This window comes from Pseudomonas sp. FR229a (assembly GCF_030209115.1).
Lineage (GTDB): Bacteria > Pseudomonadota > Gammaproteobacteria > Pseudomonadales > Pseudomonadaceae > Aquipseudomonas > Aquipseudomonas moraviensis_A.
This window is the reverse complement of sequence record NZ_JARVSP010000021.1, coordinates 226,565-239,700: the sequence shown is the minus strand read 5'-3', so window position 1 is coordinate 239,700 and position 13,136 is coordinate 226,565. Positions and strand designations below refer to the sequence as shown.

General features: G+C 60.3%; 10 protein-coding genes. 5 read left to right on the top strand and 5 right to left on the bottom strand.

Features of this window, described 5'->3' with window-relative positions; genetic code table 11:
• Positions 1-69: 69 nt before the first annotated feature.
• Entirely contained in the window at positions 70-558 is a 489-nt protein-coding gene (locus QRN33_RS17520; protein ID WP_016773116.1) for a TIGR00645 family protein, read from the bottom strand.
• Positions 559-722: 164 nt separating this feature from the next.
• Here QRN33_RS17520 and QRN33_RS17515 point away from each other — a divergent pair, with 164 nt between their 5' ends.
• The gene (locus QRN33_RS17515) at positions 723-2,552 is read left to right on the top strand and encodes a hypothetical protein (protein ID WP_285409437.1); all 1,830 of its coding nucleotides are present in this window, start codon (positions 723-725) and stop codon (positions 2,550-2,552) included.
• Here the strand turns inward: QRN33_RS17515 and QRN33_RS17510 are convergent.
• Entirely contained in the window at positions 2,549-2,869 is a 321-nt protein-coding gene (locus QRN33_RS17510) for a PA4575 family protein (protein ID WP_016773114.1), read from the bottom strand. The two genes, QRN33_RS17515 and QRN33_RS17510, sit on opposite strands and share 4 nt — an antisense overlap.
• A gap of 321 nt (positions 2,870-3,190) precedes the next feature.
• On the bottom strand, positions 3,191-5,629 hold the full coding sequence (locus QRN33_RS17505) for a Lon protease family protein (RefSeq protein WP_042610508.1): 2,439 nt from the start codon (positions 5,627-5,629) through the stop codon (positions 3,191-3,193).
• Between the two features lie 302 nt (positions 5,630-5,931).
• Here QRN33_RS17505 and QRN33_RS17500 point away from each other — a divergent pair, with 302 nt between their 5' ends.
• The 4 genes from QRN33_RS17500 (at position 5,932) to QRN33_RS17485 (ending at position 9,597) form a co-directional block, all read left to right on the top strand.
• Positions 5,932-6,420 carry a DUF3015 domain-containing protein gene (locus QRN33_RS17500; RefSeq protein WP_016773112.1) on the top strand — a complete coding sequence of 163 codons (489 nt, stop codon included), beginning with the start codon at positions 5,932-5,934 and terminating at the stop codon, positions 6,418-6,420.
• Between the two features lie 191 nt (positions 6,421-6,611).
• A complete protein-coding gene (locus QRN33_RS17495; RefSeq protein ID WP_285409436.1) occupies positions 6,612-8,465 on the top strand; it encodes an Lnb N-terminal periplasmic domain-containing protein in 1,854 nt (617 codons plus the stop codon).
• 210 nt (positions 8,466-8,675) lie between these two features.
• On the top strand, positions 8,676-9,032 hold the full coding sequence (locus QRN33_RS17490; protein ID WP_285409435.1) for a hypothetical protein: 357 nt from the start codon (positions 8,676-8,678) through the stop codon (positions 9,030-9,032).
• 70 nt (positions 9,033-9,102) lie between these two features.
• On the top strand, positions 9,103-9,597 hold the full coding sequence (locus QRN33_RS17485; RefSeq protein WP_064364102.1) for a GreA/GreB family elongation factor: 495 nt from the start codon (positions 9,103-9,105) through the stop codon (positions 9,595-9,597).
• Here the strand turns inward: QRN33_RS17485 and gdhA are convergent.
• Positions 9,594-10,931, bottom strand: a complete 1,338-nt coding sequence (gdhA, locus tag QRN33_RS17480) for an NADP-specific glutamate dehydrogenase (protein ID WP_285409434.1) — start codon at positions 10,929-10,931, stop codon at positions 9,594-9,596. The two genes, QRN33_RS17485 and gdhA, sit on opposite strands and share 4 nt — an antisense overlap.
• Before the next feature lie 349 nt (positions 10,932-11,280).
• A complete protein-coding gene (ettA, locus tag QRN33_RS17475; protein WP_016773108.1) occupies positions 11,281-12,945 on the bottom strand; it encodes an energy-dependent translational throttle protein EttA in 1,665 nt (554 codons plus the stop codon).
• Positions 12,946-13,136 lie beyond the last annotated feature (191 nt).

The following is a 13,136-nucleotide window of genomic DNA, read 5'->3' as shown; positions in this document are numbered from 1 at the left end:
CAAGCCACAAACGAAACCGCCCGTCTGTTTCGCAACAGACGGGCGGTTCTTTGTAACTTGAAGGGTTGATCAGTGCTTGGTGACCTTGTCGAGGTAGCCCATGGCGAACGCGGACACCACAAATGTCATGTGAATGATCACGTACCACATCAGGTGCTCGGGATCGACATTCTTGGCGTCCATGAAGATACGCAGCAAGTGGATCGAGGAAATCGCCACGATCGACGCTGCGACTTTCATCTTCAGCGACGACGAGTCCATGGTGCCCAGCCAGCTGAGCTTCTCTTTGCCTTCGTCGATGTCCAGTTGCGAGACGAAGTTCTCATAGCCGGAAATCATCACCATCACCAGCAGACCACCCACCAGCGCCATGTCGATCAGCGACAGCAGCACCAGAATCAGGTCCGATTCGGCCATCGCGAAGACGTTGGGCAGGATATGGATGATTTCCTGGAAGAACTTCAATGCCAGCGCCAGCAAACCGAGGGACAGGCCGATGTAGATCGGCGCCAGCAGCCAGCGGGTGGCGTACATTGCATTTTCAATAAAGCGTTCCATTGAATCTCACACAAGGGGCTGGAAATGGCGGCGAGTATAACAGCCCGCTGTGACAGCCAGAAACCGCCGGAAAATCCGCCACCTGCGTGTGTGTGTGTGACAAAGTTTTTCTGCTAGTGTCCAAGGCATTGACAGCCCAATGACAGTGGACAGGACGCGTGGAAATGGATGTGCGATCAGCCTTGACGACTGCCGGAATCTGCCTTGCCTTGCTCATCGGTGGTTGCTCGCCCGGCGATGAAAAGCACGTCGCCAACCTCGACGAAAAGACTGCCGCGTTCGAACAGTCACTGGACACGATCAGCGATCCGAAGCTCAAGGACGCCATCACCGAACTCGGCGGTTCGCTGCTGTTGCTGGAACGGGCCCGACTCAAGCTCGACGACATCACGCCGCACACCGAATACGGCGCCGACGCCCTCGCCGTGCTCAAGCACTACCCTACCCCGCAGGCGCTGGTCGATACGTTCATCAATGGCCTGTTCGTGCTGCACAAGGACGCCAGCTCGGATTACCTCACCGACCTGCAACCGGTGTTTCCTTTCAACCTGAACATTCCCGGCGGTTTTCTGTTCCCGCACGGCATCGAGTGGCACTCGGTGACGCTGAGCAACAAACGCGTGATCGCCTGGCAGCCGGAGTGGTCGGAAACCGATCCGGGCATTCAGCTCAGCCCGTCCAGCTCCAACGTGACCAACCCCGATGATCTGACGGTGACCTATCCGTTCATCGATGGCCTCAACGTCGACAAGAAAAGCCTGCCACAACCGGTCAGCCTGCAAGGCCAGGTCGAAGTGATCGCGCCCCGGCGGCTGTACAGCTTCGACCTGACGCAGAAAGACGTCGGCCAGACCCGCAGCAATGACAACCTCAGCGTCAAACTGCTCAAGCTGGAGAAGAACTACGCCGAGGTCGAAGTCAGCAACAGCCTGCCATTGGCCGCAGAAGTCGCCGAGGCCCGCATCAATCCGCTCGTCGTTCAGGCCCGCGACGCCAGCGGCCAATACCTGGTGCGCGCCGGTTCGATCAACGAAAGCCCGGAGCAGGTCGAGTTTTATCAGCACCAACTCACCCAGTTACAGAAGCAGAAGAGCTGGAGCGACGCCCTGGAAAAACAGCTCAGTGACGATCAGCAAGCCTTCGAGAAAGAGCATCCGCGCCGTTACAACAAGGTGTATTTCCACGGTCCGATCGACACACTGGAAGTCAGCGTGCTCGACTTCTCTTCGGCGACAGTGACGCGCAAACCCCTGGACCTGCCGGTTCGCACTTTCGATCCGCACACCACGGCCAAAGCCGTGCAGCCGCTTGACCTGCCGGTGGTGGTTTACGACGATCTCGCCGCGAACTGGCTCAAAGGCGCGGACCTGACCGAAGAACAACTGAAGGCCGGCGTGCGCATTCATCAATCCGTGGAAGAGCCGAGCGCGGCGCGTATCGAGTTTTCCCACCGCCGCACTTTCAACGACGAACTGCTTGGCGACGAACTCAACCCCGGCGTCAGCCCGGTAACCTTCTTCACGGAAAAGCGCGGCGGCAAACTCGACGAGCCGATCGAGCTGCCACCCGAGGCGTACCAGGTCGATCCGCTGCAAGCGACGATTACTTATGATCTGAATCTGTTTCCGGAAACCCCGGCGATCGCCGTGGGCTCGATGCCGCTGTTTCTGGCCACGGTGGCGAAGCAATCCTACGACGCGCAGTCATTGCCCAAAGGCCTGGCGATCAAGGACAACACGCTGGTGGTTGACCTAAAAGCCTTCCCGCCCAACGAGTGGCGTTTCTTCGTCAAGGACGACAGCGGCCACTATCTCAAGCAGATTCTCTCGGTCAGCCATGACGCCAGCACAGAAGGCCCGGCGCTACTCGGCGTGCACTACTTTTATGGCCGCCCCACTCGCGTTGAAACCTATCAGCGCACCGACCTCGCCACCGTGCAATACGGCTTCGAGGTCAAGCTCGACAAGGCGCCGGTGGACCAGACGGCGCCTTAACCGTTGAGGCTGCGCCCACGACCGCCGTTGATCTGCCGCAACTGAGCTTGCAGGTGCAGGCTCCAGATCTGCGGATCATCGGCCAGTTCGTAACCATGCAAGGTCAGGCTTTCAACGATGGTGTCGAGAATAGACTCGGCCGCCACCGGGCCGTGAAACGGGCCCTGGGCTTTGATCGCGGAAGGTTGTTCGCCGGCCATGCCGGCCGCGAAGAGCAGCGTCCACATGCCGTTGTCGCCGGCCAGCGGCTTGACGGCGCATTCGATCCGGGTCACCAGACCCAGGCATTGACGGGTGAGACAGAGGTTGCGCGACATGGCGGCGACCCTCGGTAAAGCCGGTATTCAGCCCCACGGGAGGACTGGCTCGATCCAGTGATACTGTCGATATCCTTGACCTGAGAATAGAAGAAAAGTGTCCTGCGCAAGCCAAATGGAACCAGAAGGCGCCGAATGGTCATTGTGTGAAGTTTGGCGCCAGAGTCGTGACGCATTCCCCGAAGATCAATGCAAAACCTGATCTGCAAAACAAATGTAGGAGTGAGCCTGCTCGCGATGGCGGAGTGTCAGGCAACTTTTTGTCGACTGATACTCCGCCATCGCGAGCAGGCTCACTCCTACAGTTTGACCGCGCTTGGCTTAAGCGGGTTTGGCTTCGGCGAGGGCCTCTTGCGCCAGTTCCTTCTCGGCCTCTTTCAAGTCCTCTTCGCTGATCATCTCGGCGATATCGCGCAGGCGCTCGACCACGCGGGCATTGATGCTGCCTTCGGGGAATTCGCCATCGGCATTCGGCTCACCGGCCGGCTCGCCGACCAGCAGGCTCAACGCCTCATCGGCCTGCCGCACTGCGTAGACATGGAACTGCCCGGCGCGTACGGCGGCGAGGACTTTCTCGTCGAGCATCAGCGTGGCGACGTTGGCCTGAGGAATGATCGCGCCCTGCTCGCCAGTCAGGCCGCGCGCTTCGCAGAGGCGAAAGAAGCCTTCAATCTTCTCGTTGACCCCGCCGACCGCCTGCACCTCACCGAACTGGTTGATCGAACCGGTGATGGCGAAGCACTGCTTGAGCGGCGTTTTCGACAGCGCCGAAATCAGCGTGCACGCCTCGCCCAGCGACGCACTGTCGCCATCGACGTAGCCGTAGGACTGCTCGAGGGCGATGCTCGCCGAGATCGCCAGCGGGAATTCCTGCGCGTAACGGCTGCCCAGATAGCCGGTGAGAATCATCACGCCCTTGGAGTGGATCGGCTGGCCGAGGTTGACCTCACGCTCGATGTCGACGATACCGCTGCCGCCCGGGTACACCGTGGCGGAAATTCGCGCCGGCACACCGAACGCCGAGTCGCCGACTTCCAGCACCGTCAGCCCGTTGCACTTGCCGACCGCCGCACCATCGGTGTCGATGAGGATGATCCCGGCGAGCATGTCGTCGAGAATCCGCGCCGAGACGCGCCCGGTGCGGGTGGCCTTGGCTTTCAAAGCTCGCTCGATATGCCCGGCATCGGTCATCTCATCGCCGGCCAGATGGCGGATGAAATCGGCCTCGCTGACCAGTTGGAACAGATCGCCGATACGCGCCGACAAACGTCCCTGATGCTCGGCCAGCCGTGCGCTGTAGGTCGCCAGCCGCGCCACCGCGTCGGCGGTCAACGGCGCCATGCCTTCTTCCGAAGTGCGGGTTTTCAGCAGTTGGGCGAACTGCTCGAGGCTTTCGTCGACCATCGGGATGTCTTCGTCGAAGTCGACCAGAACGCGGAACATCTCCTGGAAGTCCGGATCGAGGTCCTGCAGCGTGTAATACAACTGCCGCGCACCGATGATGATGACTTTGACCTGCAACGGAATGTGCTGCGGATTGAGGGTCACGGTGGCGAAGCGGCCCATCTCGCCCAGCGGCGATTCCATTTTCAGTTTGCGCGATTGCAGGGCGCGTTTCAGCGCATCCCACACGAACGGCTCGCTGAGCATTTTTTCTGCTTCGAGAATCAGGAAACCGCCATTGGCGCGATGCAGCGCGCCCGGGCGCAACTGTCGATAGGTTGTATAGAGCGCACCTTGATCGGTGGTGTACTCGATGCGACCGAACAGGTTTTCATAGGTCGGATGCGGCTCGAACACCACCGGTGCACCGCCGCTGGCCGGATGCCCGACCACCAGGCTGGGTGCGTATTGCTCTTCCAGCAACTTGCGCGCGACGGCGTCGGTCTTGCTGTCATCGACCAGTTGCTCGACCACGGTTTTCAGCAGGTAGACCTGCATGGCCTGCAGGTAACCGCAGACCGCAGCGTTTTCCGCGTACTTCTCCGACAGCGGCGCCAGCAACGGCTGCAACGCCAGGGTGATGGTTTCCTCGTTGAGCTGACGCAGTTGATTGTTCGACTCGCGCTTCCACTGCGGCAGGCTGGCGAGTTCTTCGTTCAGGCGCTCTTCGAGGCCGGAAATGTCGTCGTGGAAACGCTCGCGCTCGGCTTCCGGCAACTGCGCGAATTCAGCTTCGTCGAGGGCCTTGCCGTCGAGCATCGGCGTGAAAGCGATGTTGCTGCTGTCGCGGTACAGGGCGACGTCTTTTTCCAGGGCCAGGCGCTCGATGATGTCCAGCGCCTTGTCGTAGCGCTGGTTGAAAGCGCGGTCGATGGCGCTTTTTTTCTGCTGATACGAAGGGTGTTCGAAGACGGCCGGGAAAGTCGCCAGCAGGTTGTCGATCAAGCCGTTGATGTCGCCGATGAACGAGCCCGCCGTGCCCGATGGCAGTTCCAGTGCGCGCGGTTCGCGCGGCTCATCGAAGTTGTTGACGTAGACCCAGTCTGCCGGGGTCTGCAGGCGCTTGCCCTCGGCTTTCAGGTAGCGTTTGACGAACGAGAAGCGGCCGGTGCCCGGCTCGCCCATGACGAATACGTTGTAACCGGGGCGTGGCATCGCCACACCGAACTGCAAGGCTTCGACCGCGCGTTCCTGGCCGAGCACACCGCGAAAGGGCTCCAGATCATTGGTGGTAGTGAAGCTGAACTGTTCAGCGGAAAACGGACGAGTCAGCGCTTCGGGCGCAAGACGCAGGCTGGCAGCAACAGGATCAGGCATCGGGCTTCCTTAACAATCAGGCGGGGCAGGTAGCGGCATTCTGGCGCTGCCCGTGCCCCACTGGCAAGGCGCGCCACATGACAAAGCATAGACAAGCGCGCGACGGGTCGGCGTGTCCCGATAAATCAGAGGTTTATTCCAAATATTTTGCAAAAAGTCACGGAACCGCTGGAACGTGCCTAAACTCCAAACTGCGCGGCTGGAACTAATACCGGCCCACTGACACTTTCGGCGCTGTCCTCGGGCAGAGTACGAAAGGCCAGAACTCTGTCCATTGGTATGCACATAAAGAGAACAAAGCTATGAAACGGATTCTTCTCGGTACTCTCTTCACCGCTGTATCCATCAACGCAATGGCGCAAGCCCCGGGCGGCCCGGATTGCGGTTGGGGCAACATGCTGTTCGAAGGTCAGCGTGGCACCCCGGCGCACTTCCTTGCTTCCACCACCAACGGCACTTCCGGTAACGCCACGTTCGGTATGACTTCCGGCACCAACGGTTGCTCGACCAACGCGTCGCTGACCTACGGCGGCAAATCCTGGTTCGCCATGAATGGCATGATGAACGAGCTGTCCGAAGACATGGCCAAAGGCAACGGCGAAGCGCTGACCACCTATGCCGTGGTACTGGGCGTAGCACCGGAAGACCGCGCGCATTTCGCGCAAGTGACCCACGAGCACTTCCAGCAGATCTTCAGCAAAGCTGACGTGACCGCTGAAGACGTGCATACCAACACCCTGGCGGTACTGAAATCGGACCCACGTCTGGCCAAGTACGCAACTCAGGCTTAAGCTCGACCCCGCCCGCTTCCTTCGGGGAGCGGGTTTTTATTTTTTGCCAAATGACGCGCTGCAGGAGCTGACGAGTGCAACGAGGCTGCGATCTTTGCTTTTGAAGATCAAAAGATCGCAGCCTCGTTGCACTCGTCAGCTCCTATAGTTTGTTGGTATTGAATTTTTTCTTTCGACTTAAGTTGCCGACTATGCTCAAACGCCTTGCCTGGCTGGCGCTCTGTGTCTGCGCCCCGCTGTCCGCCGCGCCTCACATCGATCCTCAACGTTTGCAGCAACTGGCCAACGACCGCTTCTGGATTTCCCTCGGTCATTACGAAACCGCCAAGCTCGGCGGCTGGCGCAGCTATGTCAGCGACAAGAAATTCTTTCTCGCCCCCGATGGCAACGAACATCCGGACCGCGAACTGGCCTCCACCGTGCAGGCGCTGTACGCCCCGGCCAGCCTCGGCGAGCAACACGCCCAATGCGTTTACCCGGCGCGTACACGCTGGCTGAAAGCACAACTCAATCTCGCCGACCTGCCCGCGCCGGAGTGCGCGGAATACAGGAAATGGTTCAAGGACGTCTCGCCGCACAGCGCGGTGATGATTTTCCCGGCGGCGTATCTAAACAGCCCTTCGTCGATGTTCGGCCACACCTTGCTGCGCATTGACCAGGCGGACGTGCAGGCAGACAAGACCTCGCTGCTCAGCTACGCGATCAACTTCGGCGCCTACATCGAGGGCTCGGACAACAGCATTCTGTATGCCTGGAAAGGCTTGATGGGCGGCTACCCGGGGCTGTTTGCGCTCGTGCCGTATCAGGAAAAGCTCTCTGAATACCGCAGCCTGGAAAACCGCGACCTGTGGGAATACCGGCTCAACCTGACCCAGGAAGAAACCGCACGCATGGTCGAGCATGTGTGGGAGCTCAAGCAGATCCAGTTCGACTATTTCTTCTTCGACGAAAACTGCTCGTATCGCTTGCTTGAGCTGCTGCAAGTGGCGCGGCCGAGCCTGCGCCTGACCGAACAATTCCCGCTGACCGCGATCCCCACCGACACCGTCAAAGCGGTGAAAGAGGCCGGGCTGGTCGAGCACATCGAATATCGCCCGTCCCGCGAACGTGAACTGCTCAGCCGCGCCGAGCCGTTGAGCGATGAAGAACAGCAATGGGTACTGAAAGTCAGCGCCGATCAAAAAGTCCTGCAAGAGCCAACGTTCAAAGCGCTGCCGCGCGCGCGTCAGGCGTTGATCGTCGATGCCGCCTATCGTCTGGAGCGCTACCGCGCCAACGGCCAGGAACGCGACCCGCAGAGAGCGCAGCGCAGCTTCGAACTGCTGCGCGCGATCAACAAGAACCCTGCGCCGGAGCTGGAAATTCCGCAACCCGGTCTGCCCGAAGATGGCCACGAGTCCCGCACCTGGCAGGCCGGCCTCGGTACCCGCGGTGATCGCGCCTTTGGCGAATATGGCCTGCGCATGGCCTATCACGACCTCAACGACAACGCCGAAAGCTTTCCCCTCGGCGCACAGATCGAGATCCTGCAACTGAAGCTGCGTCAGTACGAAGGCAATGACTGGCAGTTGCAGCAACTGGATCTGGCAACCATTCGTTCGCTGACACCGCGCAACGAGCTGCTGCAGCCGCTGTCCTGGCAGGTCACCGGCGGCCTCGAGCGCGTGCCGGGCAAGCATGATGACGAAACACTGGTCAGCCACGTCAACGGTGGCGGCGGCGGTACGTGGCAGTTGGGCGAAGACGTGCTCGGCTTTGCCCTTGGCACGGTACGGGTGGAACACAACAATGACTTCGCCGAGTTTGTTTCCCCGGCCGGCGGCTTCAACACCGGCGTGCTGTGGAAAAACCCGCTGGGCAACCTGAGCCTGGAGGCCAAGGGCGATTATTTCTTCAACGGCGAAGTGCGCCGCAGCCTGAGCCTGAACCAGCAATGGGAGCTGTCGCGCAACCTCGGTATGCGCTTGAGCGCGCAGCGCGAGTTCAGCCACCTCGCCACACCCGAAACTGAAGTCATGCTCGAAGTGAAGTGGTATCACTACTGATCCCGGACATGCCCCTGTAGGAGTGAGCCTGCTCGCGATAGCGGTATTCCAGTCGCTCTATCATCGACTGATAGATTGCTATCGCGAGCAGGCTCACTCCTACAGGGGATCTGTGCTGTTCAACGAATTACTCACACGCCTTTCACCGACACCTGACCAATACCCTTCTAGACTTCCCGTATCAGCCGAAAACCGGCGCGGGAGAGTGCGATGTGGCGGTGCGTGGGGTTGTTGGGCGTTGTCCTGGCGCTGGGCGGTTGCCAGACCACTCATGAAGACTTGATCGCCAAGGGTTATCCACCGGCCTTCGCCGACGGCTTCGATGACGGTTGCGTCAGTGGCCGGCAAGCGGCGGGTTCGATCAGCGGCGAGTTTCGCAAGAACGTGCCGCGCTATCTCAAGGACCAGCAATACGCCGAAGGCTGGATCGATGGCTTTCGCCAATGCCAGGCGATGCTGGAAAACAAGGATCGCGAGCAATACCGCAACGAGCATTGGGATGAGCGCGAACGCGCCTGGCAGCAGCAGAAGGATCAGGACGTCGGGCGGGCTTATCGCTCGCGATAGGTCGCTTGCAGACATCCGTTGAAACCAAATGCCGGCAACCATGGCCCAAATCCTTTAACAGGAGGACTTCATGAGTCGCGCATTCGTCAACGAAGACAACGCCGCCGCGCAGGCCGATCAGCCGGTCGAACGCCAGGTCAGCACGCAGCCCAACTACGTCACGCCGCAGGGCCTGGCGCAGTTGCAGGCGAAGGTCGCCGAACTGCAAAGCCTGCATGCCGAGCAAACGGCCAAGGGCGAGCAGGCCGACAAGCAACGACTGGCGGATCTGCAACGGGATCTGCGGTATTTCACTCAACGCCTGAGCAGCGCCCAAGTGGCTGTCGCCGCGACTTCCACCGACAAGGTGCAGATCGGCAGTTGGGTGACTTTTGCTGACGAGCACGACACAGAACACCGCGTGCGATTGGTCGGTGAGGATCAGGCCGACGCCAGTCAGGGCCTGATCAACTGGGCCTCACCGCTGGGCCGGGCCTTGCTCGGCGCCCGGCTCAATGATGAAGTGTTGTGGCAGCGACCTGCCGGCGATCAACTGATCGAAGTGATCCGCATCGAACCGGCTTAAACCACGCCTTGCGCCAGCATCGCATCGGCGACTTTGACGAAACCGGCGATGTTCGCGCCCTTGACGTAATTGACCTGACCGTTGTCTTCGCCGTAATGCACGCAAGCGTGGTGGATCGATTGCATGATCGCGTGCAGCTTGCTGTCTACCTCTCCCGCTGTCCACAGCAGGCGCATGGCGTTCTGCGACATCTCCAGACCGCTCACGGCCACGCCGCCGGCATTCGAAGCTTTGCCCGGCGCAAAGAGAATGTCCGCCTCGATAAAGATATCCACAGCCTCCAGCGTGGTCGGCATGTTCGCGCCTTCGGCAACGCACACGCAGCCGTTGCCCAGCAGCGTGCGCGCGGCTTCGGCATCGAGTTCGTTCTGCGTCGCGCAAGGCAGTGCGATGTCACAGGGCAGCGACCATGGATGCTGTCCGGCGCGGAACTCCAGACCATAGACGCTCGCCAGTTCGCGGATGCGCCCGCGCTTGACGTTCTTCAGTTCCAGCAGCGCCCGCCACTGTTCTTCGCTCAAACCGGCTTCGCAATACAGCGTGCCTTCGGAGTCGGACAGGGAGATCACCTTGCCGCCGAGGTCCATGACCTTGCGCGCCGCGTATTGCGCGACGTTACCGGAACCGGAAATCGCCACACGCTTGCCTTCCACGGTCTGCCCGCGGCGCTTGAGCATTTCTTCAGCGAAGTACACGCAACCGAAGCCGGTGGCTTCCGGGCGAATCAGGCTGCCGCCGTAGGTCATGCCTTTGCCGGTGAGGACGCTGGTGAACTGGTTGCTCAGGCGTTTGTACTGACCAAAGAGGAAACCGATTTCCCGCGCCCCGACGCCGATATCGCCGGCCGGCACGTCAACGTCGGCGCCGATGTGGCGGTACAGCTCGCTCATGAACGCCTGGCAGAAGCGCATGACTTCGGCATCGCTCTTGCCCTTCGGATCGAAGTCCGAACCGCCCTTGCCGCCGCCCATGGGCAGCGACGTCAGGGAGTTCTTGAAGGTCTGTTCGAAGGCGAGGAATTTCAGCACGCCAAGGTTCACTGACGGATGAAAACGCAAGCCGCCCTTGTACGGGCCAATTGCGCTGTTCATCTGGATACGGAAGCCGCGATTGACCTGCACCTTGCCCTGATCATCGACCCACGACACGCGGAACACCACGGCGCGTTCCGGCTCGCAGATGCGCTCGAGAATCCCCGAGGTCAGGTAATGCGGATTGGCTTCGAGAAACGGCCACAGACTGCGCAGGACCTCTTCGACAGCCTGGTGAAATTCGGGCTGGTCCGGGTCACGTTTTTTCAGGCGCGCAAGGAAGGATTCGACGGATTCGATCATGGGAAAAGTCTCGGCAAATTTATTGTCGTTGGAGGAGATTGGGCCGGACTGTAACAAACGAGTTGCGCACAGGAACAGAGCAAAATGTCGCAGTTATGAAATTAAATGGTGCACAGGATATAAATCAGGCGGTTTTTTGAGCTGATTTTGCACCTGAGTGGGGAGTCTGGATTCAAGCAATGCACCACCAGTTATACAGCTATTGCGAGCAGGCTCACTCCTACAGGGGAACGCATTTCAAATGTAGGAGTGAGCCTGCTCGCGATGGCCACACCTCGGTCCCGCTGAAAAAAACCGGGCAAAAAAAACGGAGCCCGAAGGCTCCGCTCTTTCTGCAACCAACCCGATATCAGGCCAGTTTCTTGTGACGTACCCGGTGTGGCTGGGCCGCTGCTTCGCCGAGGCGTTTCTTGCGATCGGCTTCGTACTCGGTGTAGTTGCCTTCGAAAAACACAGCTTGCGAGTCGTCTTCGTACGCCAGGATGTGCGTGGCGACGCGGTCAAGGAACCACCGGTCGTGGGAGATCACAATGGCGGCGCCCGGGAAGTCCAGCAGGGCTTCCTCCAGCGAACGCAGGGTTTCCACGTCGAGGTCGTTGGACGGTTCGTCGAGCAGCAGGACGTTGCCACCCTCCTTCAGGGTCAGCGCCAGGTGCAGACGACCGCGCTCACCGCCGGACAGATCCTTGACGAACTTCTGCTGGTCGCCGCCCTTGAAGTTGAAGCGGCCGACGTAGGTGCGCGACGGGATCTCGTAGTTGCCGATGCGGATCTGGTCGGAACCGTCGGAGATCTGCTGGAACACGGTCTTGCTGCCGTCGAGGTCTTCGCGGCTCTGGTCGACGCAGGCCAGTTGCACGGTTTCGCCGATTTCGATGCTGCCCGAATCCGGGGTTTCCTTGCCCATGAGCATGCGGAACAGCGTCGACTTACCGGCACCGTTACCACCGATCACGCCGACGATGGCGCCCTTCGGCATGGAGAACGACAGGTTGTCGATCAGCACGCGATCGCCGTAACCCTTGGTGACGTTCTTGAACTCGATGACCTTGTCGCCCAGGCGCGGACCGGCCGGGATATAGATCTCGTTGGTTTCGCTGCGCTTCTGGAATTCCTGCGATTGCATTTCTTCGAAGCGTTGCAGACGTGCCTTGGATTTCGACTGGCGGGCCTTGGCGCCTTTGCGCACCCACTCCAGTTCTTCTTTCATGGCTTTTTCATGAGCCGACTGCTGCTTGGACTCCTGGGCCAGACGATCGGACTTGGCTTCGAGCCAGCCCGAATAGTTGCCCTCGTAAGGAATGCCCGCGCCGCGGTCGAGTTCCAGAATCCAGCCGGCGACGTTGTCGAGGAAGTACCGGTCGTGCGTGATCGCGACCACGGTGCCCGGGAAGTCGTGGAGGAAATGCTCCAGCCACGCCACGGAGTCGGCATCCAGGTGGTTGGTCGGTTCGTCGAGCAGCAGCATGTCCGGGGCGGACAGCAGCAGACGGCACAGGGCGACACGACGCTTTTCACCACCGGACAGGTGTTCCACTTTCGCGTCCCAGGCGGGCAGACGCAACGCATCGGCGGCGACTTCCAGCTGGCGCTCGAGGTTGTGACCGTCGCTGGCCTGCAGGATCGCTTCGAGCTTGGCCTGTTCAGCGGCGAGCTTGTCGAAGTCGGCATCCGGGTCGGCGTAGGCGGCGTAGACCTCGTCCAGGCGTGCTTGCGCATCCTTGATCACGCTGACCGCTTCCTCGACCACTTCACGTACGGTCTTGGCAGGGTCGAGCTGCGGCTCTTGCGGCAGGTAACCGATGTTCAGGTCCGGCATGGGACGGGCTTCGCCTTCGAACTCGGTATCGACGCCGGCCATGATTTTCAGCAGCGTGGATTTACCCGAACCGTTGAGGCCGAGCACGCCGATCTTGGCGCCGGGGAAGAAGGACAGCGAAATGTTCTTGAGGATTTCCCGCTTCGGCGGAACAACTTTGCCCAGCCGATGCATGGTGAAGACGTATTGAGCCATGGAGAACCTTGGGTCAGTGACAGATGAATGATTGGAGCGCAGGCGATGCCTGGCCAGACTGTGCGCGTCGTTCACTTGATCACGATCAATGCGTGCGCGCTGGAAAAAGTCTGATTGTAGGGGCTGGAACGCCCCCGTCTAACCGGCAAAGCTACCTGAATGACCGGTGGCAGTCCAGCCGAGAGGGGCTG